The sequence below is a fragment of the Kitasatospora sp. NPDC101447 genome, from assembly GCF_044767225.1.
Lineage (GTDB): Bacteria > Actinomycetota > Actinomycetes > Streptomycetales > Streptomycetaceae > Kitasatospora.
Genome location: NZ_JBIWNL010000024.1, coordinates 20028 through 43905, shown reverse-complemented (window position 1 = coordinate 43905; position 23878 = coordinate 20028). Strand labels below are relative to the sequence as shown.

The 23878-nt window shown below is 74.6% G+C and carries 19 protein-coding genes and 2 pseudogenes; 7 read left to right on the top strand and 14 right to left on the bottom strand.

The genetic code is table 11. The features are described from left to right. Positions 1-11 precede the first annotated feature (11 nt). On the bottom strand, positions 12-653 hold the full coding sequence (locus tag ACIRST_RS28310; protein WP_402805293.1) for an alpha-ketoglutarate-dependent dioxygenase AlkB: 642 nt from the start codon (positions 651-653) through the stop codon (positions 12-14). Between the two features lie 92 nt (positions 654-745). On the opposite strand from ACIRST_RS28310, the gene ACIRST_RS28305 reads away from it, so the two are divergent. Together ACIRST_RS28305 and ACIRST_RS28300 are read left to right on the top strand one after the other, a co-directional pair. Further along, positions 746-1363 (top strand): hypothetical protein, encoded by a 618-nt coding sequence (locus ACIRST_RS28305; RefSeq protein WP_402805290.1) that lies wholly within the window; start codon positions 746-748, stop codon positions 1361-1363. Between the two features lie 105 nt (positions 1364-1468). Continuing rightward, the gene (locus ACIRST_RS28300; protein ID WP_350524745.1) at positions 1469-1987 is read left to right on the top strand and encodes a universal stress protein; all 519 of its coding nucleotides are present in this window, start codon (positions 1469-1471) and stop codon (positions 1985-1987) included. Between the two features lie 7 nt (positions 1988-1994). Here ACIRST_RS28300 and ACIRST_RS28295 read toward each other — a convergent pair whose 3' ends face one another. The 9 genes and pseudogenes from ACIRST_RS28295 to ACIRST_RS28255 form a co-directional block, all read right to left on the bottom strand. Then, the gene (locus ACIRST_RS28295; RefSeq protein ID WP_402805287.1) at positions 1995-3614 is read right to left on the bottom strand and encodes an amidohydrolase; all 1620 of its coding nucleotides are present in this window, start codon (positions 3612-3614) and stop codon (positions 1995-1997) included. Beyond that, positions 3611-4540 (bottom strand): PaaX family transcriptional regulator C-terminal domain-containing protein, encoded by a 930-nt coding sequence (locus ACIRST_RS28290; RefSeq protein WP_402805285.1) that lies wholly within the window; start codon positions 4538-4540, stop codon positions 3611-3613. Before ACIRST_RS28290 ends, ACIRST_RS28295 begins: the two co-directional genes overlap by 4 nt. Before the next feature lie 93 nt (positions 4541-4633). Continuing rightward, the gene (locus ACIRST_RS28285) at positions 4634-5392 is read right to left on the bottom strand and encodes an Asp/Glu racemase (protein WP_350524742.1); all 759 of its coding nucleotides are present in this window, start codon (positions 5390-5392) and stop codon (positions 4634-4636) included. A 119-nt stretch (positions 5393-5511) separates the two neighbouring features. After that, entirely contained in the window at positions 5512-6405 is an 894-nt protein-coding gene (locus ACIRST_RS28280) for a fumarylacetoacetate hydrolase family protein (protein WP_350524741.1), read from the bottom strand. Positions 6406-6422: 17 nt separating this feature from the next. After that, positions 6423-7622, bottom strand: coding sequence for a cupin domain-containing protein (locus ACIRST_RS28275; RefSeq protein WP_350524740.1), 1200 nt, complete (start codon positions 7620-7622; stop codon positions 6423-6425). Beyond that, complete coding sequence (locus ACIRST_RS28270) at positions 7619-8593, bottom strand: carbon-nitrogen hydrolase family protein (protein ID WP_350524739.1); 975 nt, start codon at positions 8591-8593, stop codon at positions 7619-7621. The genes ACIRST_RS28275 and ACIRST_RS28270 overlap by 4 nt, the downstream gene beginning before the upstream one ends. Positions 8594-8602: 9 nt before the next feature. Continuing rightward, positions 8603-10981 (bottom strand): FAD-dependent monooxygenase, encoded by a 2379-nt coding sequence (locus ACIRST_RS28265; protein ID WP_402805280.1) that lies wholly within the window; start codon positions 10979-10981, stop codon positions 8603-8605. After that, positions 10978-11301: pseudogene (locus ACIRST_RS28260) on the bottom strand (acyl-CoA thioesterase); the annotation flags it as partial. The pseudogene ACIRST_RS28260 and the gene ACIRST_RS28265, both read right to left, overlap by 4 nt. 93 nt (positions 11302-11394) lie before the next feature. Next, positions 11395-13005: pseudogene (locus ACIRST_RS28255) on the bottom strand (AMP-binding protein); the annotation flags it as partial. A gap of 305 nt (positions 13006-13310) precedes the next feature. Here ACIRST_RS28255 and ACIRST_RS28250 point away from each other — a divergent pair. Next, positions 13311-14573 (top strand): sensor histidine kinase, encoded by a 1263-nt coding sequence (locus ACIRST_RS28250; protein ID WP_402805278.1) that lies wholly within the window; start codon positions 13311-13313, stop codon positions 14571-14573. Then, complete coding sequence (locus ACIRST_RS28245; RefSeq protein WP_350524736.1) at positions 14558-15205, top strand: response regulator transcription factor; 648 nt, start codon at positions 14558-14560, stop codon at positions 15203-15205. Before ACIRST_RS28250 ends, ACIRST_RS28245 begins: the two co-directional genes overlap by 16 nt. Before the next feature lie 3 nt (positions 15206-15208). Here the strand turns inward: ACIRST_RS28245 and ACIRST_RS28240 are convergent, their stop codons facing one another. The 4 genes from ACIRST_RS28240 to ACIRST_RS28225 all read right to left on the bottom strand — a co-directional run bounded on the left by ACIRST_RS28240 (position 15209) and on the right by ACIRST_RS28225 (position 19956). Beyond that, positions 15209-16297 (bottom strand): hypothetical protein, encoded by a 1089-nt coding sequence (locus ACIRST_RS28240; protein ID WP_402805275.1) that lies wholly within the window; start codon positions 16295-16297, stop codon positions 15209-15211. A 262-nt stretch (positions 16298-16559) separates the two neighbouring features. Then, the gene (locus tag ACIRST_RS28235; RefSeq protein WP_402805274.1) at positions 16560-17912 is read right to left on the bottom strand and encodes a hypothetical protein; all 1353 of its coding nucleotides are present in this window, start codon (positions 17910-17912) and stop codon (positions 16560-16562) included. A gap of 155 nt (positions 17913-18067) precedes the next feature. Then, a complete protein-coding gene (locus tag ACIRST_RS28230) occupies positions 18068-18565 on the bottom strand; it encodes a GNAT family N-acetyltransferase (protein ID WP_402805272.1) in 498 nt (165 codons plus the stop codon). A 47-nt stretch (positions 18566-18612) separates the two neighbouring features. After that, positions 18613-19956 carry a DUF6271 family protein gene (locus ACIRST_RS28225; RefSeq protein ID WP_402805270.1) on the bottom strand — a complete coding sequence of 448 codons (1344 nt, stop codon included), beginning with the start codon at positions 19954-19956 and terminating at the stop codon, positions 18613-18615. A 373-nt stretch (positions 19957-20329) separates the two neighbouring features. On the opposite strand from ACIRST_RS28225, the gene ACIRST_RS28220 reads away from it, so the two are divergent. The 3 genes from ACIRST_RS28220 (at position 20330) to ACIRST_RS28210 (ending at position 23450) form a co-directional block, all read left to right on the top strand. Further along, complete coding sequence (locus ACIRST_RS28220; protein WP_350524731.1) at positions 20330-21529, top strand: peptidoglycan-binding protein; 1200 nt, start codon at positions 20330-20332, stop codon at positions 21527-21529. 184 nt (positions 21530-21713) lie between these two features. After that, a complete protein-coding gene (locus ACIRST_RS28215; RefSeq protein WP_402805267.1) occupies positions 21714-22391 on the top strand; it encodes a DUF2269 domain-containing protein in 678 nt (225 codons plus the stop codon). A gap of 51 nt (positions 22392-22442) precedes the next feature. Continuing rightward, entirely contained in the window at positions 22443-23450 is a 1008-nt protein-coding gene (locus ACIRST_RS28210; RefSeq protein WP_402805264.1) for an MsnO8 family LLM class oxidoreductase, read from the top strand. Positions 23451-23878 lie beyond the last annotated feature (428 nt).

Below are 23878 nucleotides of genomic sequence, written 5' to 3'. Positions count from 1 at the left end.
CGACCGGGGGCTCAGGCGACTCCGTGCGGCCGGAACTGGATGCTGATCCGCGGACCCACCGGGCGGGCGGTCTTGGGGATCGCGTGCTCCCAGGTGCGCTGGCAGGAGCCGCCCATCACCACCAGGTCGCCGTGGCCGAGCGGGCGCCGGACGACCGTCGAGCCGCCGTACCGGGGCCGCAGTGCCAGGACGCGCGGCTCGCCGACGGACAGGATCGCCACCATGGTGTCCTCGCGCGCGCCGCGCCCGATCCGGTCGCCGTGCCAGGCCACGCTGTCCCGGCCGTCCCGGTAGTAGCAGAGCCCGAGGGTGCGGAACGGCTCGCCCAGTTCGTCGGCGTAGTGCCGGCTCAGCGCTGCCCGGGCCTGTCCGAGCACCGGGTGCGGCGGCTCGGCGTCCGCCGGGTACGAGGCCAGCAGGCGGGGGACGTCCACCGTCCGCTCGTACATCTCGCGGCGCTCGGCCCGCCAGGGCACGGTGGCGGCCAGCTGTTCGAACAACTCGTCCGCGCCGTGCAGCCAGCCCGGCAGCACGTCCAGCCAGGCGTCGTCGCCGAGCACCTGCCGCCGCAGGCCGTCGAGCGGGCCGAGGTGGACGCCCTCGCGGTCCGCGTCGTCGAACAGCGAGGGCTGGAGGGGGACGGTGCCGTGCATGGGGCCAGCGTACGCCTTCATTCGAACACATGCTCGAACCGATGGTTCCGGCGATCGCCTCGGGCCGTCGTCCCGGGTCGTAGCCTGCGGGTATGGCGATCAACGGCTTCGGGGTGACCGAGTTCCAGCTGGTCCTGCTGCGCCGGATGGCGGACTTCCGGCCGGGCTCGGTCGAGGACGCGGTGCGGCGGCTGGGCGCCGACCGGGCCTCGATGCGGGAGGCGAACAAGCGGTGGCAGGCGATGGTCCGGGCGCCCCGGTTCCCGCGCGGCGCGGCCCGCCACGCCGCCGTGCTCGGGCCGGCGGAGGCGAGCGTGCCGCGCCGGATCGGGGACCTCGCGTGCACCGCGCGGCAGTGGGCGCTGCCGCTCTGGCCGGAGCTGCGCTTCGAGGTCCTGCTCGGGCCGGCGGAGATCGGCTCACCGGTGCTGAACGAGTGGCTGGTGCGGGCGCCGGGCGTCCCGGCGCCCGAGCTGCGTACGGTGGCCGACCTGGTGCCGTGGGGCTGTGTGGTGGGGGACGTCGGAGCAGCGTTCCCGACGGCCGTACCGCGGGAGGGGAGTGCGCCGACCAGGTTCCGCCTGGACTTCGAGGCTCCGGACGCCGGCGGGCGGGTGCGGGCGTGGACGGCGGACTTCACCTGGGGGCTGCTCCAGGAGGTCCGGCGGGAGGACGGCGGGCCCGCGGAGTTTGCCGATCCTTCCGAATGATGCAAGGCGACATTCAGTTAATGCCTTCGATTTGCAGGCGAGCCCGAAAGCATGGCAGCATAATCGCAGACACTGTTGAGGCTTGACATCGGAAAGTGAAGGATCATGTCGGACGGCGCCCGCGTCATCGTCGGAGTCAACGGCTCGCTGCACAGCCTGACCGCCCTGCACCGAGCGGCGGAGGAGGCCCGGATCCGGCAGGCCGTGCTGGTCCCGGTGCTCGCCTGGACGCCGGTCGGCGGCGAGCGCAACTACCGCGCGCGGCCGTGCCCGCCGCTGCTGCGCGCCTGGCAGGACCTCGCCGACGCCCGGATGGCGGCCGTGCTGGAACAGGCCTTCGGCGGGCTCCCGATCGGGGTGCCGGTGCGCCCGCTGGTCGTGCGCGGCGAGGCCGGAGCGGTGCTGACCGAGCTGGCCGACCGCCCGGGCGACCTCCTGGTGATCAGCACCGGCGAGCAGGACGGCCTGCGGGCCCGGCTGCGCCGTATGACCGGGCGCTCGGTCGCCCGCCACTGCCTGGAGCAGGCGCGCTGCGGCGTGCTCGTCGTCCCGCCGTCCACCCTGCACGAGGACCTGCGTGCGCTGCACCGCGGCATCGACCTGCGGGAGCTGGTCGCTGCCTGACGAACAGTCAGGACAGGTGAACCGAAAGGCCGTTGACCACCGTACGGGTCGGCCGCAGGTCGCGCAGCGCCTCCACCGGGCAGTCCAGCGGGTCGAGCGGCCACACCGTGAGGTCGGCGAACGCCCCCGGTCGCAGGCTGCCGCGCACGGCGCTCTCGCCGGTCAGCCGGGCGGCGTTCACGGTGTGCAGCGCGACCGCCTCGGACCGGTCGATCGCGTGCTCCGGGCCGACGATCCCGGCCGTGGTGCCCCGGGTCGTCATGCCCCACACCGAGACCATCGCGCCGTACGGGCCGACCGGGAAGTCCGAGCCGCCGGTGAGCAGCGCGCCCTCGTCCAGCCACTCGCGCAGCGGGAAGAGCGCGGCCGTGCGCTCCTCGCCCCAGGCCCGCTGCTGGGTGAGCGCGCCGTCGTGCAGCAGCGGGTGCTGGACGGTCACCGGAATGCCGAGCGCGATCGCCCTGGCCCGCTGGTCGGGGCGGGCCAGGCCGCCGTGCTCGACCACCAGCGTGCCGGGCGGCAGGCCGGGGTGGCGCTTGAGCACCCGCTCGAAGACGTCCAGCAGCACGCGCAGACCGCGGTCGCCCCAGGCGTGCACGCCGACCCGCCAACCGCGCTCGACCACCCGGTCCACCGCCGCGAGCAGCTCGTCCGGTTCCCAGAGCAGCCGGCCGTGGTAGCAGGGCTGCCCCTGGTACGGCTCCTCCATCGCGCCCGCCTCGAAGCCGCCGTCGATGCCGAACTTGACGCCCCAGAGCCGGAGTCGGTCGTCGTCACGGCCGTCCGCGCGCCAGGCGTCCATCCGCTCCAGCAGGGCGTCGACCTGCTCGGGCGTCCGGGCGGCGAAGCCGGAGACCAGCGCCCGCATCCGGACGGCGAGGGCGCCCTCGGCCCGGGCCGCGTCCAGCACGTCGAGGTCCTCGACCGGGACGAGGCAGTCGCGGACGGTGCCGATCCCGGTGGCGGCGTAGTCCGCGGAGGCCGCGCGCAGGCCGTCGATCCGCTCGGCGAGGGTGGGGCTCGGCAGCACCGGCTCGACCAGCTCGATCGCCCGGTTGATCAGCCGACCGGTGAGCCGCCCCTGCTCGTCTCGCTCGATCACTCCGCCGGGCGGGGCCTCGGTGGCCTCGGTGATCCCGGCCAGCCGCAGCGCCGCCGAGTTGAGCACCATGTTGTAGGCGCCGCGGCGCACCAGCACCGGGTGCTCGGCGGTGGCGCCGTCCAACTCGCCGGTGGTGGGCATCCGTTGCTCCGCCAGCAGCACCTCCTGCCAGTTCACCGTGGTGTGGATCCACTGCCCGGCAGGGGTGCGGGCGGCGCGCTCGCGGATCAGGTCGAGGAATCCGGCCAGGTCACGGGCCCGGTGCACGGGCACCCCGTGGACGCTCTGGGCGGCCAGGATCAGATGGGTGTGGGTGTCGTCGAAGGCGGGCAGCACGGTCGAGCCCGGGGCGTCCACGACCTCGGTGGCCGGCCCGATCAGGGCGTCCAGGCCGTCGGGGGCGGGGGAGAGCGCGGTGATCCGTCCGTCGCTCACGGCGATCGCGCGCCGCGGCGGCTCGCCGGGGACGAGGGTGTGCACGGCGGCGGCCCGGATCAGCAGATCGGCGGGGGGCTGGGGGGTCATGACGGCTCCTGGGGGTGGGACAGACCGGTGACCTTCTCGACGTACCGCAGGCTGGGCTCGGCGAGCAGTCCGTGCAACTCGGCGAAGACCGCCCGGGCCGGGACGGCGTTCCAGTCGGCGGGCAGCAGTGGGGCGGGCAGCCCGGGGTCGAGGTAGGGCAGGCGGCGCCACTGGGTGAGCATCGGGACGTAGGCGCGGAACGCCTCGGCCGGGTCGATCCGAGGCCGGTCGCCTGCTCCCGCTGCCCGGGGCGGGCCGTCCGTGTCCGGTGTCATCGGCGGGCCGTCTGCTCCCGCTGCCCGCGGCGGGCCCGGCTCGCGCAGGTCCTCGGCCACCGGGCTCCAGGCGTCGGTGAAGGCCGCGTACTGCGCCTCGATCGCCGGGAGGTCCCACCAACCCGCCACCGCCGTCCGGAGATCGGCGAAGCCGGCGTACTCGGCGGACAGGAAGAGGTGGACGTAGGCGCTCAGCCCGAGGCGCTCCAGCAGGCGGCGGGCGTCCGGCAGCAGCCGGGCGGGGGCCAGCCAGACGCCGGGGGCGGCGTTGCCGAAGCCGAGCCAGCTCAGCCGGGAGCGCAGTTGGTGGCGGTGGGCGCGCTCGGACTCGGGCACCGAGAAGACCGCCACCACCCACCCGTCGGCGAGCTCGGCGGGTTCCAGGCTGTGGAAGATCCGGCGGTCGCCCTCCTCGAACACCGGCTCCATCGCGGGGGCGAGCCGGTAGCCGGTGCCCGCGCGGCGTTCCTGGTGAAGGGTGCCGGCCTTCTTCAGCCGGGACATCGCCGAGCGGACCGCCGGGCCGTCGACGTCCAGCTCGGCCATCAGCGCGATCAGGTCGGCGATGGATATCCAGCCGCCGAGGCGGCGGACGAACTCGCCGTAGACGGTGTGGATCAGGGAACTCGGCCGGGGCGTGGTCTCCGACATGCGTGGGCGCTCCTCCCCGGCGATCGGCGGTGACCGGGCCACCGGGTGGCGACCCGGTGACCGGTGGTGATCATAGCGTCGGTCCCCGCCGGTTCAGACCTCCGCGTAGGCGCCGGAGAGCAACTGCCCGGCCCCCGGGGCGAAGGCGGGCAGGCCGAGGGCGCGGAGCAGTTGGTGGGCGGTGCAGATCGCGGCCGACACCACCGGTTTGCCCAGCTGCTGCTCGGCCTCCTCGACGGCGGACAGCGAGGGCATCTGCACGCATGCGGAGAGCACCACGGCGTCCGCCCCGGAGTGTGCGAGGCCGCGGGCGATCGCGGGCAGCCGGGCCGGGTCGTGGGCGGCCACGTCGAGGTTGTCGGCGATCTCCAGGGCGGCGTGGTCGAGCACCTCGATGCCCTCCTCGGCGAGGTAGTCGACCACCGTCCGGGCCAGCGGCCGCAGGTACGGGGTGACCATCGCGACCTTCGCCGCGCCGAGCGTCCGCAGCCCGGCGACCAGGGCCCCGGCGCTGGTGACCACGGGCGCCGGCGCACCGTTCTCCACGGTGCGCCGGTGCAGTCGCCGTTCGGCCTCGCGGTGGTAGCCGGGGCCGGTGGCCATCACGGCGACCAGGCAGGCGTAGCCGATCACGTCCACCCGGGCGTCCGAGAGCTCGGCGGCGCAGCGGTCGGACTCGCCGTCCATGGCGCGCAGTTGCTCGGGGGTGACCCTGGTCATCCGCATCCGGCTGGAGTGGAAGGTGAACCGTTCGGGGGCGACCGCCTCGCGAGCCCGCAGCAGGGCGGGGACCTCGGTCTCCATGGTGACGTTGGAGCTCGGGACGATCTGGCCGATCCGGTACGTCGACATCGCGGGAAGGGTCCTTTCGGGCGACGGAGCGGGGCGGGGGCGCGGGCTCGGCGGACCGGGCGGCCCGGCGCGCGCGGGCTCGGTGGGCCGGGCCGGGCCGGGCCGCGCAGCGGGTGGGCTCAGCGGGCGTCGATCACGGGGTTGGCGAGCGTGCCGATCCGCTCGATGGTCGCCTCGACCAGGTCGCCGGGCTGCAGGAACTGCGGCGGGACCATGCCGGCGCCGACGCCCGACGGGGAGCCGGTGGCGATCACGTCGCCCGGTTCCAGGGTGACGCCGGAGGAGATGTCGGCGATCAGCCGGGCGATGCCGAACAGCATGTGGCGGGTGTTGGAGTCCTGCCGCAGCTCGCCGTTGACCCTCAGCGAGAGGTCGAGCCGCTGCGGGTCGGGGATCTCGTCGGCGGTCACCACGACCGGGCCGAAGGGCGCGTAGCTGTCCTGGCCCTTGGAGAAGAACCACTGGCCGGAGCGGCGTTGGTCGCGGGCGCTGACGTCGTTGACGATGCTGTAGCCGAACACGTGCCGCAGGGCGTCCCGTTCGTCGACCTGGAAGGCGGGTTCGCCGATCACCACGGCGAGTTCGCACTCCCAGTCGAGCTGCTTGGTGAGGTTCGCGTTGTGCCGGATCGGCTGGCCGGGCCCGGTGACGGCGGTCGACGGCTTGCCGAACAGCACCGGGCGGTCGGGCAGTTCGCGGTCGGTGTCCAGGGTGCGGTGGGACTCGGCCACGTGCTCCACGTAGTTGAGGCCGACCCCGACGATCTTGCCGGGGCGCAGCGGTGCCCGCAGCGACACCCCGGCGAGCGGCCGGGTGTCCGGCGACCCGGCGACCAGCCGGCGTGCGGTGGCGAGCGCCGGCTCCCCGGCGCGGATCAACCCGAGGAGGCCGTCCGGCAGTCGTTCCCCGGCGGCGCCGGCGAGGGCGGTGAGGTCGGCGACCCGCTCCCCGGCGAGCAGCGCGCCGAGGCGCGGGGTGTCGTCGCCGTCCGCGAGGTAGGTCAACAGGTGCATGGTGGCGGGTCTCCTGGTCAGGCGGGGGTCGTGGTGGGCTGGTGCCCGTCGTGCTCCGGGTAGGCCTCCTCGCGGTACAGGCCGAGCGAGTGCATCACCGGGAAGTCGTTGAAGGAGAACAGGCAGGCGTCCTCGCCCTGGTCGAGGTTCGCGTGTTCGTGCCAGGCCCAGGACGGGACGACGAAGACGTCCCCCTGCTGCCACGCGAAGCGCTGCCCGGCGATCACCGAGACGCCGCGCCCCTTGGCGGCCGTGTAGACGACCGAGCCGGTGTGGCGGTGGGCGCGGGTGGCCTGGCCCGGGCGCAGCAGCTGCAGGTGGGCGGCCATGGTCGGCATCACCGGGCCGCCGGTGGCGGGGTTGGTGTACTCCATGATGACGCCGTCGTACGGCGATCCCTCGGCGGCGCGGGCGAGTTGGCACAGCGCGTGGTAGCTGGGCTCCCAGGGCCAGCCGAGCAGCGGCGAGTACGGCCGGGTCCACTTCTCGACGCCGTACGGCAGCAGGTTGCCGCCGTGGCTGAGCAGCGAGGAGTTCACCACCGGGCCGGGGCGCTGGTACAGCTCCGGGTGGACCTCGTAGAAGTTGGCGTCGAGGGTGTTGACCAGCGGGATGTCCAGGCCGTCCTGCCAGATCACCGGGGCGTCGTCGGACTCGTTGCCGTGCTCGTGCCAGGTGTTGTTGGGGGTGATCGCGAAGTCGCGCGGGCCGACCTTGAGCTTCTGGCCGTCCACGATCGTCCAGGCGCCGGTGCCCTCGTGGACGAAGCGCAGTGCGGAGGCCTGGTGGCGGTGCGCGGTCATCGCCTCGCCGGGGCCCATGATCTGCAGGCCGGTGTACAACAGGCCCACGGCGGCGCTCAGTTCGCGGCGTCCGGGGTTCACCAGCATTACCACCCGGCGGCCGGCGTCGTCGGCCTTGACCAACGGGAGCGCCTTGTGGACCAGTGGGCGCAGGTCCGCGTAGCGCCAGAGCGCCGGGACGGACTTCGGCTGCGGGTACCAGGGCTCGATCTCGTTGGCCACCGTCCACAGCGCACCGGCCTCGTGCTTGGCCAACTCCTCGTAGTAGGCGAGGAGTTCCGGGCTGTCGGTGACGCGGGCCCGGCCGATCCGGTCGTCGCCGAGGTCATTGTCGAGGTCATTGCCAAGGGTGGTGCCGAGGTCGTCGCCGTCCTCGCGGCCGGTGCCGCGGGCACGATCGTCCTGACCGGTCATGACTCCTCCTCCTCGGGGAACACCAGGGGCCGCAGCGGTCGGTCGTTCACGTGCAGCCGGAAGACGTCGAAGCGGTTGTAGTGGCCGACGATGTCGTGCATCTGCTTGGGCTGGATGCAGCGGCCGAGGTCGATCTCGGCGTGGACGATGCCCTCCTCGTCGACCAGCGGTTCGGTGACGGCGCGCCCGTCGGGGCCGAAGATCCCGGACAGCGCGCTGCGCGGGCGGGCGAGCTGCTTGCGGACCTGCTGGTCCTCGCCGGCGATCAGGTCCACGATCTCGGGCGAGATGGTGGAGCAGGAGACCACGGTGAACAGCTTGCCCTCGAAGCAGTGCGCCGCGGCGCGCACCGCGATCGCCTCCGCCATGTCGTAGTCCTCGGGGCCGACCGGCAGGGCGATGTAGCTGGCGGCGTGGACGAGTTCGCCCTGGGCCAGCAGGGTGAAGCGGGCCAGGGTGTTGGTGTTCTCGCCGCAGGCGAGCGCGCCGAGCGGGCCGACGGCGGTGCGGTGCACCTTCAGGGTGCTGCCGTCGCCCTGGGTCCAGGTCAGCTTCTCGGCCCAGGTCGGCACCAACTTGCGGTGGACGCTGAGCAGTTCGCCGTCCGAGTCGATGATCAGCAGGGTGTTGTACAGCACGCCGAGGCTGTGCCGGCCGCGCTCGTTGACGCCTATCACCAGCACCACGCCGGCCTGTCGGGCGGCGGCGCGCAGGGTGTCGACGTACGGGCCGGGGACGTCCACGGCGGCGCGGTACAGGCGCTCGTACCAGGGCGAGCCCTGCACCGGGGTCATCGTCCAGTTCCAGTACGGGTAGCCGGCCACGAAGACCTCGGGGAACACCACCAGTTCGGCGCCGCGGCCGGCCGCCTCCTGGATCAGTGCGACGGCCTTGTCGACGGTGGCGGCCGGGTCCAGGTAGACGGGGGCGGCCTGGACGGCGGCGGCGGTGAAGCGGGGCAGACGGAGCACGGGTCCTCCTCACTCCTCGGGCGGGGTCGGCCGCCAACGGCGGTGGACGGGGGCGGGCGGCTCGCGCAGCAGGTGCAGCCGCGGGGCGACCCGGTCGGCGCCCGGGCCGGGCGGCTTGCGGCTGCCCGCCCGCCAGGGCTCGGGCCAGCGGGCGCCCGGCCCGGTGTAGCCCTGGTCCGCGGCGGCGTGCAGCGTCCAGAGCGGGTCGTACAGCTGGGCCCGGCCGACCGCGACCAGGTCGGCCCGCCCGGCCAGCAGGACGGAGTCGGCGTCGTCGGGCCCGGAGATCGCACCGACCGCGATGGTCGGCAGGCCGGTGGCGGAGCGGACCAGCTCGGCGAACGGCGTCTGGTAGCCGCGCCCGTACGGCGGGCGCTGGTGCGCCACGACCTCGCCGGTGGAGACGTCCAGCGCGTCCGCCCCGGCCTCGGCCAGCGCGCGGCAGATCGCCGCGGCGTCGGCCTCGGTGGTGCCGCCGGGCGCCCAGTCGCTCGCCGAGATCCGGACCAGCAGCGGTCGGCCGGCCGGCCAGGCGGCGCGCACCGCGCCGAGCACCTCCAGCGGCAGCCGGAGCCGCCCGGCGAGCGGGCCGCCGTAGTGGTCGGTGCGGTGGTTGGTGAGCGGGGACAGGAAGGAGGAGACCAGGTGCCCGTGGCCGAACTGCAGCTCCAGCACGTCGAAACCGGCGCGTGCCGCTCGCTCGGCGGCCGCGGCGAAGTCCGCCGTGACGGCGGCCAGGTGGACCTCGTTGGCCTCGTGCGGCACCTGGCTGTCGGCGTCCCAGGGGATCGGCGAGGCGGACAGCAGCGGCCAGCCCTCGGCGAGCGGGCGCCCGATGCCGTCCGGCCCGGGCACGGCGGTGGCGCCCCGCCGGCCGGCGTGGGTCAGCTGGATGCCGAGCGGGGTGTCGCTCACCGCCCGCACGGCCTCGACGAGTTCGCGCCAGGCGGCCTCCTGGCGGTCGCTCCACAGGCCCGGGCAGCGGTCGGTGGCCCGGCCCTCGGGGGCCACCGCGGTCATCCCGGCGAGGACCAGCCCCGCGCCGCCGAGCGCGTGCCCGGTCAGCTGGGCCCGGTCGAAGGCGCTGGGCAGCGCGTCCGGGGAGGTGAAGGTCGCGAGCGGCGGGACCACGACGCGGTTGTGCAGCTCCAGCGCGCCGAGCTTCAGCGGCCGGAACATCGGCGGCACCCCGGGCGAGCCGCCGAAGGCGGTGTCCACGGCGTCCACGAAGGCGGGGTCGCGGGCCCGGAGGTTGCCGTAGGTGACCCGGCGGCTGCGGGTGAGCAGGTTGAAGGCGAACCGGTCGGCGTCCTGCCCGGTGCGCCGCTCGACGGTCTCGAACCACTCCAGGCTGGCCTGCGCGGCGCGCTGGGTGGATTCCACCACCGGGCGCCGCTCGGCCTCGTAGGCGGCCGACGCCTCCTCCGGGGTGGGCTGTTCGCTGAGCGCCGCGGCCAGGGCGAGGGCGTCCTCCAGGGCCAGCTTGGTGCCCGAGCCGATCGAGAAGTGCGCGGAGTGCGCGGCGTCGCCGAGCAGCACCACGTTGCGGTGGCGCCACCTCGCGTTCCGCACCGTGGTGAAGCGGATCCAGCGGGAGGCGTTGGGGATCAGCCGGTGGCCGTCGAGGTGGTCGGCGAGCAGCTCCGCGCAGCGCCGCACGCTCCGCTCGTCGCTCTCGCCGCGCGCGAACTCCCGTGCCGCGAGGGCCTCGAAACCGGCGCGGCGCCAGGCGTCCTCGGCGATCTCGACGATGAAGGTGGAGCGGGTGGCGCTGTACGGGTAGGCGTGTACCTGCAGCACGCCGAAGTCGTGGCGCTCGACGATGAAGGTGAAGGCCTCGAACACCTTGTCGGTGGCGAGCCAGATGTAGCGGCAGTGCCGTTCGTCGAGTTCGGGGCGGAAGGCCTGCGGGTACGCCGCCCGGGTGCCGGAGTGGATGCCGTCGGCCGCCACCACCAGGTCGTACTCGGCCGCGAGTTCTTCGACGGGTGGCGCCGGCGTGCGGTAGCGGACGTCCACCGCCAGCTCGGCGCAGCGCTGCTGCAGGACGGCGCGCAGCCGGTTGCGGTCCAGGGCGGCGAAGCCGTGCCCGCCGCTGGTGCGGACCTCGCCGGCGTAGCGGATGTCGATGTCGCTCCAGCGGGCGAACTCGGCGCTGATCGCGGCGAACACCCGCGGGTCGGCCCGGGCGATGCCGTCCAGGGTCTCGTCGGAGAAGACCACGCCGAAGCCGAACTCGTCCTCCCGGCCGTCCCGTTCGAAGACGGTGATCTCCCGGTCGGGCGCCAGCTGCTTGGCCAGGGCGGCGAAGTACAGCCCGCCCGGCCCGGCGCCGATCACCGCGATGCGGCGGGCGCCGGCGGGCGCCGGGTGCGGGGTGCCGCTCATGCGACCACCTCCGGCTGCTGCGGACCGGCCTCGGTCAGCGCCCGGCGCACCGGCGCGGGCCACGGCTCGGCGCCCTCGGTGTGCGGTGCGGCGTGTACCACCGACATCCGCCCGCTCGCGGCCAGGCCCTGCGGGCCGTGCACCTCGAAGGCGTAGTGCAGCGAGGAGCCGCCGACCCGGACGACCCGCAGTTCGGTGCGCACCACGTCCCCGAACCAGAGCCGCTCGCGGTAGTCGGCCTCGAAGTGCACCCGGGGGATCCGTCCGAACAGTTCCGCCAGGCCGAGGCGGCGCAGCAGCGCGGCCTCCGCCGCCTCGGCCCAGCGCTGCACGGCGGAGAAGTGGTAGTGCCCGGCCGCGTCGGTGTCGGACCACTCGACCCGGCGCTCGATGGCGACGCTGGCCGGGGTGCGCGAGGCCCGCCGCCGCAGTTCGGCGCGGTGCAGCTTGCCGGTCGCGGTGCGCGGCAGCTCGGTGACGAACTCGACCGTCCGCGGGTACTTGTAGGGGGCGATGGTGCGCTTGACGTGCTCCTGGAGGTCGCGCACCGTGTCCGGCCCGGCAGGGACCCCCGGGCGCAGCACCACGTACGCCGTGACGACGCTGCCGCGCCGCTCGTCCGGTGTGCCGACCACCGCGCAGTCGGCCACGTCGGGGTGGGTGGCGAGCGCCTGTTCGACCTCGGGGCCGGCGATGTTGTAGCCGGCCGAGACGATCATGTCGTCGTTGCGGGCCTGGTACCAGAAGTAGCCGTCCCGGTCGCGGACGTAGGTGTCGCCGGTGAGGTTCCAGCCGTCCCGGACGTAGCTCAGCTGGCGCTCGTCGTCCAGGTAGCGGCAGCCGGTCGGGCCCTTGACGGCGAGCAGCCCGGGTTCGCCGTCCGGCACCGGGCGGCCCTGGTCGTCCAGTATGGCGGCGCGGTAGCCGGGGACGGGCAGGCCGGTGGAACCGGGGCGGACGGCCTCGTCGGCGGCCGAGATGAACACGTGCAGCAGCTCGGTGGCACCGATGCCGTCGATCAGCCGCTGCCCGGTGGCCGCGTGGAAGGCCTGCCAGACCGCGGCGGGCAGCGGTTCGCCCGCCGAGACGCAGCGCCGCACCCCGGCCAGCCGGTCGGCCAGCCCGGCGGCCAGGATCGCCCGGTAGGCGGTCGGCGCGGTGAACAGCACGCTGACCCGGTGCTGCCGGACCTGCTCGGCCAGCTGCTCGGGCGTGGCCTGCTCCAGCAGCAGGCTGGCGGCGCCGGCCCGCAGCGGGAAGACCAGCAGGCCGCCGAGGCCGAAGGTGAAGCCGAGCGGCGGGGTGCCGGCGAAGAGGTCGTCGGGGGTGGGGCGCAGCAGGTGGCGGGAGAAGGTGTCGGCGTTGGCGAGCACGTCGCGGTGGAAGTGCAGGGTGGCCTTGGGGCGGCCGGTGGTGCCGGAGGTGAAGGCGATCAGGGCGACGTCGTCGGCGGCGGTCGGGACGGCGGTGAAGCCGGGCGGCTTGGCGGCGCAGCGGGCGGTGAGGTCCTGCGGATCGCTGCCGCCGTAGGCGAGGATCCGCAGGCCAGGGGTCCGCGCCTGCCGCAGTTCGGCGAGGAAGCGGTGGTCGCAGAGGGCGAGCACGGGCTTGGCGATGCCGGTGAGCTCGGTGAGCTCGGTGGCGCGCAGCAGCGGCATGGTGGTGACGACCACCCCGCCGGCCTTCAGCACGCCGAGCCAACAGGCCGCGAGCCAGGGGGTGTTGGGGCCGCGCAGCAGCACCCGGTTGCCGGTGGCGAGGCCGAGGTCCTCGGTCAGCAGGCGGGCGATCCGGTCGGCGCGGTCGCGCAGTTCGCCGTAGGACCACTGCTCGGTGGGGGTGAGCAGGCAGCGGCGTTCGGGTCCGAGGCGGTCGATGGTGTCGTCGAGCAGGGCGGTGGCGCAGTTCAGACGGTCGGGGTAGGCCAACTCCGGTAGTTCGAAGAGGAGTTCGGGCCACTGCTCGAAGGGCGGGAGGTGGTCTCGGCAGTATGTGTCCACGTGCGCTGAGGGGGAGAGCTCCATGGGCGGGCACCTCGTCGTGCGAGCGGGAGTGAGGCCAGTATGGCGCGTCGGTGACGCCAGTCAAGAGAGCGATACATGCATTCGGGCGACGGCCCCGATCCACCCCGTCCCCGGCGGCGGTGCGGGCCCCGGCCGGACGGCCGAGTGGGCCCCGGGACGGACGGGCGGGTGCGCCCCGGGTGCAGGCAGGGGTGGGCGTGGACGCACCGAGGGGTGGGGCCGGCCCCACTTCTGCGCTGACCAGCGCCGCGGCGGGCTCCGCTTGGTGCAGAGTGGGGGCATCGAACGGAGGTCGAGGAGCGGGGATGATCGGACAACTGGCTTCGTGGGGGGTGCGCGCCGGAGTGGGCTTCGCCCGGGCGTGCGCGGTGGCGGTCGTCACCCTGCTGATCCCGGCGGTGTGGGCCGCCGCCGTGGCGCTGGGCATCGGGTGGGGCCCGGCGAACCCGTGGTCGTGGCTGCTGCCGGTGGTGCTGGTGTGCACCGGCTCGCCGGCCCTGGCCCGGCCCGTCTGCCGGGCCGTGCGCTTCCTGGTCGAGCGGTGGACCGGCACGGTCGTTCCCGCCGGGTACCGCGAGCCCGGGCCGGTCACCCGGATGTCCACCGGCTACTGGTGGAACGGCCACTCCTACGAGCGCAGCCGCCGGGACGCCGTGCTGGACCAGTCGTGGCGGACCTGGTGGGGCGACCCGGCCACCTGGCGCGACCTGCGGTTCACCGGGATCGCGCCGTTCACGGCGGGCCTGGCGGCGGCCGTCCCGCCGGCCGCCGCGGCCACGGCGGTCCTCGGACTGGTCCGGCCGGAGCCGGTCGCCAGGCTGGTGGGGGTGCTCGCCGCGGTCGCGGCCGTGGCCTGCGCCCCGTACGCCTGGCGGCTGGTCGAGCCGGTCGCGGTCCGCTTCCTCGGCCCCTCCGCCGCGATGCTGCTGGCCGAGCGGGTGGACGAACTGACCTCCCAGCGGGCGGACGTGACGGTCGCCCAGGCCGCCGAGATCCGCCGGATCGAACGCGACCTGCACGACGGTGCGCAGGCCGGCCTGGTCGCGCTCGGGCTCTCGCTGGCCACCGCCGAGAAGCTGATGGAGACGAACCCGGAGCGGGCCCGGGCGCTGATGCGGTCGGCCCGGGCCGGTGCGGCGAGCTCGCTGGCCGAACTGCGGGACCTGGTGCGGGGGATCAACCCGCCGGTGCTGACCGAGCGCGGCCTGGTGGACGCCGTCCACGCGCTCGCCCTGAACAGCCCGCTGGAGGTGACCGTCAGCGCGGAGCGGCGGTTCCGGCTGGAGCCGCCGATCGAGTCCGCCGTGTACTTCGGGGTCGCCGAACTGCTCACCAACGCCACCAAGCACGCCCGGGCGACGGCCGTACGGATCGCCGTCGCCCACAGCGAGACCGGCATCGTCGTGGACGTCGAGGACGACGGCCGCGGCGGCGTGGTGGTGCGCGAGGACGGCGGACTCGCGGGCCTGCGCCGCCGGCTCGCGGTGTTCGACGGCACCCTGGAGATCACCAGCCCCGAGGGCGGGCCGACCCGTGCGACGATGATGGTGCCATGCGAATCGTTGTAGCCGAGGACCTCTACCTGCTCCGGGACGGCATGGTCCACCTGCTGGAGGCCTACGGGCACCAGGTGGTCGCCACGGCCGCCACCGGACCCGAGACCCTGGACGCCCTGCTGACCCACCGTCCGGACGCCGCCGTCGTCGACGTCCGGATGCCGCCGACCCAGTCGGACGAGGGCCTGCAGGCGGCCCTCGCCGCCCGCCGCGAGGTGCCCGGGCTGCCGGTGCTGATCCTCTCCCAGCACGTGGAGCAGCTGTACGCCCGCGAGTTGCTGGCCGACGGCGCGGGCGGCATCGGCTACTTCCTCAAGGAGAGCGTGTTCGACGGTGAGCAGTTCGTCGACGCCCTGGAGCGGGTGGCCGGGGGCGGGACGGCCATGGACCCGGCGGTGATCGCGGCGCTGGTCTCCTCCGCCCCCTCGAACCGGCGGCTCGACCGGCTCACCGCGCGCGAGTCGGAGGTGCTCGCCCTGATGGCCGAAGGGCTGTCCAACCAGGCCATCGCGCAACGGCTGTTCCTCAGCGACAGCGCGATCGGCAAGTACACCACCTCGATGTTCGGCAAGCTCGGCCTCACCGACGACGAGAACGGCAACCGCCGGGTGCTCGCGGTCCTCGCCTACCTCAACAAGCCCTGACCGTCAGTCGGTCGTGTCCCGGGCGACGGCGTCCGGGGTGCGGCCGTCCTGGGCCTGCCGCGCGCGGTCGGCGAGCAGCCGGGCGAACACGGTGAGCACGGGCGCGGTGGCCGCGGCGCCGATCCCGGTGTCGTGCACGAGGAGCACCACGCTGCCGACCCGGACCAGCGCCACCGCCGACGAGGAGCCGCGGGTACGGGTCGCGCTCTGGTCACCGATCCGGGGCAGGTCCACCGCCCCGGAGGCCTCGCCGGCCGTGCGGTCGAGTGTGGTGTCGAAGGCCCGGGCGGCCGTCTCGGGGGAGTCGAAGGTGACGACGCTGAGCTCGACGCTCTGGACGGCTGCGGCGAAGGTCACGGTGGCGTAGGCGAGTTGCCGGTCGCAGGAGTCCGGCAGCAGGCACGGCACGTCGCCGCCCGTCCCCTTCCCCGACTGCGGCCCGCTGCGCACCTGCCAGCCGCCGGGCACCGCCCGCGCGTCCGGCAGCACGCCCTGCACCAGCGCCGGGTCGCGCAACGGCTGCGCGGCGTGCGCCAGACCGGGCCCGCCCGGCTTCAGCAGCGGGCGGGATCCCAGGTGGATCCCGATCGCGACCAGGGCGGCGATCAGGACCACCACGAGCGCCAGCACGATCCCGGTGTTGCTGCGCCGTGCGGCGAAAGCCGCGGCCCGGGCGTCCACCGGATCGACCCGCAGCTGGACGGTGGTCGGGCCGGACGGCGGCGGGGTGGCGCCGGTCCGCAGCTGCACGGTGGTCGGGCTCGCCGGGGGCGGTGTGGGGCCGGTCCGCAGCTGCACGGTGCCGGGTTCGTTCCGCAGCTGGACGGTCGGCGGATCGGCGGGCCGCCCCAGCCCGGTCGTCGCCAGGTACTGCGCGAACGCCTCGTCGGAGGCGAGCAGATGGGCGACCGCGGCGGTCAGCTGCGTACGCGCCGGCCCGTCCTTCGGGTCCGCCTCGGCCGCGTCCAGTGCCCGCGCACCTTCCGGCACCAGCCGCAGCCGCGCCCGCACCACGTCCGCCACCGCCCGGTGCGGCCCGTCGACCAGCAGCGCCTCCACGACGCCGGGTACCATCGCGCGGCCGTCCCCCATGGCAACTCCCCTTGCCGGACCAGTCGTTAGCTTCCACGATCCCGGACCGGCCGGTACTTCGTACCCCCGCCGAGACGGAACGGAGACGCAACTGCAACCACTCCCGGACGTAGCCGGTACGGAAGGGGAAGGCGGGGCTGCGGGCCGATCGGGCGTCCGCAGGACCGGAACCGCGTTCGAGGCGCTCGGGGAGCCCCCACCGGCCGCGCTCCGGCCACCGGTTGCTCCCGGGTTCCGGCTGCCGGTTCCTCCCGGGCTCCGCTTACCGGTTGCTCCCGCTCCCCTCGGTGCCGGCCGACCAGGCCTCCCGGGCCAGCGCGGCGATGACGTCCGGCGGCAGCGCCGGATTGCCCGCCGCGGCCTCGGCGGTGCGCCGGTCCACGGAGGCGAGGCCGCGGGCCAGCGCCTCCGGGCCGGCGTGGGGGTGCGCCGCGATGGCGCGCAGGGCCTTGGCGGGCACCGGCTCGGTGCTGGCGATGCGGTCGAGCAGTGCGGTCGGGGCGTCCGGGTTGGCGGCCACCGCGGTGGCGAGCTTGGTGCCGAACCGGTCGAGCAGCGCGGTGAGTTGCCCGGTCGTGAGGCCGGGGTGCGGGGCGACCGACGTCGCCACCGCGGCGTCCGCGTCGGCGGCGAGCGCGTCCCGTACGGGGGCGGGCAGGTCGCGGTGCCGGGCGACGAGCATGCGTACCCGGGGCTCCGCCGATCCGGCCAGCCGGGAGAGTTCGGCCGGCTCCGCGCCGGCGATCCGGGGCAGCAGGGTCGCCCCGATCCGGACGGCGACGGCCAGGCGTTCGAGCAGGTCGAGCGGGACGGCCGGGTGGTGCGCGAGCCGGCGTCGTACGTCGTACCCGTCGTCCTCGGCGAGCCGGTGCATCAGCGCCAGGTCGATCCCGGGGTTCTCGGCGAGGTTGCCCCGGACCCAGGGGGTGGGGTCCTCCGCGAGCCGGTGGTAGGTCCCGGCGGGCAGTCCGGGGTGCTCGGAGAGCTGCTGGCGGACCAGCGGGTGGTCGTCGACGTGCCGGGCGGCCGCCGTACCCGGGGTCGCGGGGTTGCCCGCCGCCTGGCGGCGGACCTGGACCTCGTCGGCCAGCAGCGCCGTCAGCAGCTCCGGCGGCGCGGCCCGGTTCGCCGCGACCCACCGCCGCACCTCGGTCTCCGGGTGGCCGGCGAGCCGGGCCAGCAGGTCCGTCCGGCCGGTGTGCAGGCCGAGTTCGCCCACCACGTCGGTGTCCTCGTCCTCCGCGAGGAGGTCGGCGGCCTCGTCCGGCAGCCCCGGGCACGCCCCGAGCCGCATCCGGACGTACGGGTCCGGGTGCCGGGCCAGCGCCGTTGCCCAGGCCGGATCGCCGCGTCCCTCGTCCAGCAGGGCGAGCGCGACGAGCGGCCGGGCGACCGGGTCGACGTCCTCCGCGCGCAGCAGACCACCCCAGGCGAGCCGGGCGGCGGTCTCCCGGTCGCGTGCGGCGAGCCGCCGGACCTGCTCCGGCCCGAGGTCCGGCCGGTCCGCGAGGGCCAGGGCCAGCTCCTCGTCGGCGTCGGCTGCGTCGATCAGCCGGCCGAGGAGGCCGCTCGGCAGCGCGGGGTTGAGGGCGACGGCGTACAGGAGCTCCGGCATCCGGGCATTGTGCCCGCCCACCGGCCGGGCCCGCCGCCGATTATCGCGGCGGACCGGGCAGGGCCGGGCAGGGCCGGACTGGACCTGGTGGGACCAGGCAGGCCCGGACTGGACCGGACTGGACCGGGCCGTGCAGTCGGGCCGGAAGGCGGCCCTCAGTCCACCGGCATCGACATGTACACCGCCCGCCGCCCGTAGCACTCCGGCACCGTGACCTCCCGGTGCGCCCGGTAGCCGAGCAGCCGCAACAGGATGTCCGCCCCGCGCACCGCGACCATCGAGATCCGCTCGTACCCCTGCCCGACCGCCTGCTCCCGGAAGTGCCGCATGAAGCCCAGCGCGACCTCCCGTCCGCGCAGCTCCTCGGCGATCACCAGGTCGTGCACGTGAAGGTTGCGCGACTCGTAGGCCGTCACCTCCGGCCGGCCGAGGTCCGGGCAGCGCAGCGGCGGGTACGGCAGGCTCAGCAGGTAGCCGCGCACGAGGCCGCGTTCCTCCAGCACGAAGCAGGTGGCGGGCGAGCTGCGGGCGCGGGACTGCAGCGCCTCCCGGCCCTCGGACAGGCCGTCGGCGGCGTAGGCGGCGTGCTCCAGCTCGGCCACGGCGTCCCAGTCGTCGTCGACCAGCTGCCGGATCCGGAGCCCATCGCTCACCGGGCCGTTCACCGGGCCGCTCACCGGACCGCCCACCGCGCCGCCGCTCACCGCGCCGTCTCCGTACCCGCGGCCGGCCCCTCCGCAGCCGGGGGCAACCCCTCCGCGCGGGCGGCGGCCACCAGCGCCGCCCAGGCCTCGATCAGCACCGCCCACCGCTCGACGTCCTGCTGCGCCTCGTCCAGGAGCCGCTGCCGCCGCCCGGCCACCACGTCCGCGAGCTCGGCGTACTTGCCGCCCAGCTTGCGGTAGGAGCGGTCCAGGACGTCCAGGCAGTGCTCGTTCCGGGACCGGTCCCAGTGGGCGCTGCGCCGCACCGAGTCGAGGATCGGCTCGACCCGCAGCCCGTGGCGGTCGTCCAGCAGCGCGCCGCCGAGGTCCATCATCTCGCCGTAGACCGGGTAGAGGTACAGCATCGAGAGCAGGAACTTGACGAACCGCAGCTGGTAGGCGACGAAGCCGGGGCCGGTGCGGCGCTCGGGCGTGTAGTAGTTGACGATGTGGCGGTTGTGGACGACGCCGGGCAGGCCGGCGTCGAGCACGACGTGCGACAGGAAGTAGTCGCTGCCGATGGTCTCGGTCGACGGCAGCAGCGGCAGCAGTTCGTAGACCCGGCGGTCCAGGGCGATGTTGCACATGTCGACGTGCCAGATGTCGGGCACGCCGAGCACGGAGTCGTCGGCGGTGAACGGCTCGGCGCCGGCACCGCTGAACGAGGCCTCCACCACCGCGTTCCTGTCCTCCTCCGACCACAGCGGCGGGGCCCACAGGCCCACCACGTCGTGGTAGACGGCCGGGTCCAGTTCGCGGATCTCGCCCACGTCCACGGACAGTTCGCCGATGAAGGAGCCGCCGACCAGCACCACCGGCTTGTCGGCGTCGGCCGGGTCGAGCTCGGACCGGGTCACCACGGCCGCCGCCTCGCCCGCGGGCCGTCCCAGCGAGAGCAGCTCGTGGTGGATCGGGAAGACCTTGCGGCCGTCGACGGTCTGGAAGTCGGCGTCGTCGTTGCGCTGGTGCACGGAGGTGCAGCCGAGGGCGGCCGCGGCCAGGAAGAGCCGGTTCGTGCAGGCGCCGTACGCGACGGCCGGCGGGAGCATCAGGTCGAGCAGCAGGTCGGGGTCGGGGGCGCCGGAGCGCTCGGTCACCCGCCGCAGGAACGTCCGCTGCCGCGCCTCGCCGAGGTGGTGGACGACCACGCCGGGGGCGGGGGCCAGTGCGGCCACGGCGCCCGCGTTCTCCGCGAATCCGGCGGCGTCGTTGGTGTCGAGGACGAGCAGGTGCACCTCGACCCCGAAGTTCGCGACGGCGTGGGCCGCCTCCTCGGCCAGGTCCGCGATGGTGCCGGCGCAGGGCCGCATGGTGGGCAGGGCGAGGCAGATTCTCCGCATGGCTGGGGTTCTCCGTCGAGTCGTCAGATGTGATGCCACGATGGCGAGTTGGATGCACACGGATGCCCGGGAAAGGGGTTCGGCCGGTCCGCTGGACTACCGTGGACTAGACCATTTGTGATGTCAACGATTGACAGCGCGGCTCCGGTGGGGCTCGCACGCGCCCTCCTCCGGCGGCTGCCCGCCCCGGCGCGGCCCGACCCCGGCGCCCCGGCGCTCTTTTCGCACGTGAGGACGAGCACCCCCCGTGTGGTCGAACGTCCGGGCGAGCGGGAGGGGTTCAGTGCCGCGCATTGCGCCGTAAGGGTCAATCCGGACCGCGGACCTGCCGATACCGGATGCGACGCCCTCACGTCGTTCGGAGGAGACCGCAATGCCCGACCTGTGGCTTCCCGGTGCCGAGGTCCACGACCTCGGCGACCACGCACCGACCGATCAGCAGTACCCGCCGAAGGCCATCGCCCACATCACCTGGGACCGCAACGCGACCGCCGCCGCACCGCAGGACTGGTGCCCCTACGAGGACCTGGTGAGCTACTTCACCGGCAGCGGCGCCGGCGACGCGCCGCACCTGGTCTGGGACCCGTTCAGCGGCCGCACGGCGCAGCTGTTCCCGGCCGACTCCCGCTCGAAGAGCCTGCTCAGCCCGACCGCGAGCCCGACCCGCACCAACCGGGCCGGGCGGGTGGTGATCCAGATCGAGGCGGTGTTCTTCCCGTACTGCCGCTACCAGGGCCGGGTCTACCCGCGGCTGGTCGACACCCCGTGCGCCGGCTGGGGCCGGATCCACGCCTGGATCGCCTCCTGGGGCGTCCCCGACGTGTGGCCGATGGGCCGGCCCGTCGACTTCTCCGGCCACCGCGACGAACAGGTGTGGGAGACCCGCGGGGGCTGGTACGCGCACGCCCACGTGCCGTTCAACGACCACACCGACCCCGGCTCCTGGCCCGACCTCACGGCCGGCTCCGGAACCCCGGACCCCCCGCCCTCGCAGCAGCACCCGGTGCCCCCGCAGGCCCCGGCGCCCGCCCGCTACCAGGTCTCCATCAACGGCCTGTCGTACGGCTACGGCGCCCAGGGCTACCAGGTCACGGCGGTCGGGCGGGCGCTCGTCTCACGCGGCTTCGGGGCCCACTACCACTCCGGCCCCGGGCCGACCTGGACGGACGCGGACACCGAGAACTACGCGGACTACCAGGGGAGTCTGGGCTACTCCGGGCAGGCGGCGGACGGCGTGCCCGGCGAGGGTTCGCTGAACCGGCTGCTCGGCTACGTCCCCGGGCAGCGGACGGTGTCGGTCGCCCACGTGGTCTCCGCCGCGCGCACCGACCCGGGCGCCGAGCAGGGCCACCGCACGTACGGGGCCGAGGTGGCGATCGTGGAGCAGGCGCTGGTGGACGAGGGGCTGCTCGACCAGCGCTGGGCGGACGGCTCCTTCGGCACCCGCACGGTCGCCGCGTACGCGGCCTGGCAGCGGCGCTGCGGGTACCAGGCGGGCGCGGCGGACGGCATCCCCGGACAGGCCTCGCTGCAACGGCTCGGCGCGGCGCAGGGCTTCTCGGTGGCCGACTGAGCGGCGCGGAGCTCCGGGGGAGCGGCTCGGGTACTCCCGGGGGAGGTGTGTCGGCGCGTCCGGAGTGGGGACGCCTACTCGCCCGGGAGTAGCCGATGTTACTTCCGTCGGCAGATGCCCGATGAGGGGCGAGCGGGACAGTCTCGGGGTCGTGTCCGTGGCCACGACTCGAAGGAGGTACCCCGTGCGCTCGTCCACCGGAGCCGGTGAGGCCGGCAGGGCCGTCGGTGCGACCGCTTCCGCTGCGGCCGGCGCTTCCACCGCGGCGGTCGGAGCCGTCGCGACGTCCGGAACGGCCCTCGGCGGCAGGCGGCGATCGGCGGATCGCATCCTGCCGCCGAGGGCGCGCAAGGCCCTGCTCGTCCTGCACGTCGTCGCCTCGGTGAGCTGGCTGGCGCTGATGCTCTGCCTGCTCACCCTGGCGGTGACGGCGCTGACGACGGGGGACGCCGACCGGCTGCGCACCGCCTACCGGGCGATGGGTCTGCTCGGCGACGCCCTGGTGCTGCCGCTCAGCCTGCTCACCTTCCTGAGCGGGGTGGTGCTCGGGCTCGGCACCTCCTGGGGCCTGTTCCGGTACTACTGGGTGAGCACCAAGTTCTGGCTGACGCTGGCGGCGATGACGGCCTCGGTCTTCGCCCTCACCGCCCGGCTGCACGACGCGGTGCGCGCGGTGGACGTGCATCCGACCGGCCCGATCCGGGCGTCGGAGCTCGGCGTCGTCCGCTACACCACGGTGATCGTTCCGGCGGTCGCCCTGTCGCTCTACCTGTTCGCGGTGGTGCTGTCGGTGTACAAGCCCTGGGGCCGCCGCCGCGCGGCCGGGAGCACGCGTCCGCGAATACCGCCGGGCGGCCCCTGAGGCCGGGGGAAGGGGGAATGCCCACCCGGCAGGCAGGCGTTGTCCACCCACGTGACCAGCACCGCGCCCACCACCAGGCTCTCCGTGCTCGACCGTTCCCGCACCCGCCAGGGCGAGGAGCCGGCCCGGGCGCTGCGGGACACGGTGGACTTCGCCCGCGAGGCCGAGCGGCTCGGGTACCACCGCTTCTGGGTCTCCGAGCACCACGGGGTGCCGGGGGTGGCCGGTTCGGCACCCACCGTGCTCGCCGCCGCGGTGGCGGCGGCCACCTCGCGGATCAGGGTCGGCACCGGAGGGGTGATGCTGCCCAACCACCAACCCATGGTGGTGGCCGAGCAGTTCGGGGTGCTCGCGGCCCTGTTCCCCGGCCGGATCGACATGGGCCTCGGCCGCTCGGTCGGTTTCACCGACGGTGTCCGCCGGGCGCTCGGGCGGGAGAAGGGCGCGGCGGACGACTTCGGCGCCCAGCTGGCCGAGCTGCTCGGTTACTTCGACGGGTCGCAGCAGGCGCACCGCGGTGTCCATGCCCGGCCCGCGGAGGGACTGCACGTTCCGGCCTTCGTGCTGGCCACCGGGGCCGGCGCCGATCTGGCCGCCGACGCCGGGCTGCCGCTGGTCATCGCCGCCGCGCGCGGGGAGGAGCGGATGCTCGCGGCGATCGACCGCTACCGCACCCGGTTCCGTCCCTCCGTGCAGGCCGCCGAGCCGTACGTGGTGGTCTCGGGCACGGTCGCGGTCGCCGGGACCGCCGAGCGGGCCCAGGAGCTCCTCGTCCCGGAGGCCTGGTCCGGCGCGTACTCCCGCACCCACGGCGAGTTCCCGCCGCTGGCCCCGGCCGCGGAGATCCGTGCGCGGGCTATGACGGCGCGGGAGCGGGCCGCGTACGAGCAGTCGCTCAAGGGCCACATCGCGGGCACCCCGGACGATGTCGCCGCCGAGCTGGCCGCGCTGGTCGAGCGCAGCGGGGCTGACGAGTTCCTGGTCACCACCAGCACCTACGACCGTGCCGCGCTGCTCGACTCCTACCGCCTGCTCGCCGAGGCGGTCGGCCAGGCCTGAGCCGGTGGCACCCCTCGGGCGGTACCGGGCCGACCAGCCACGATCCGTCCGGCTCGATTTCTGAGCAGGCCCGATGACCTGCTACTGTTCTGTCCGTCGAGAGGAAGTGATCTTCCGGAGAGCGAATCTCTCGAACATGCGTCAGCGGTGCTACCAGAGCACGTCCTACTTTCAGTAGGAAGAGTCCGTGCGATCCGGGCCTGGCGCTCCACTCGAAGGGGCTCGTTCCGTCCAGCGGAACGGGCCCCTTCGTCATGCGTGTTGCTCATGGCCGCTGCCCATGAGCCTGCCTCATCGCGGTTCCTCATGAGGGCCGCCATGAGCGCCCCTCATGGCGCTGCCCATGAGCGTGCCTCATCGCGTTCGACATGAGCGCCGCTCATGGCCAGGGCTCAGGTGTTCGCCTCCCGCGCGTTCGTCCCTTTATC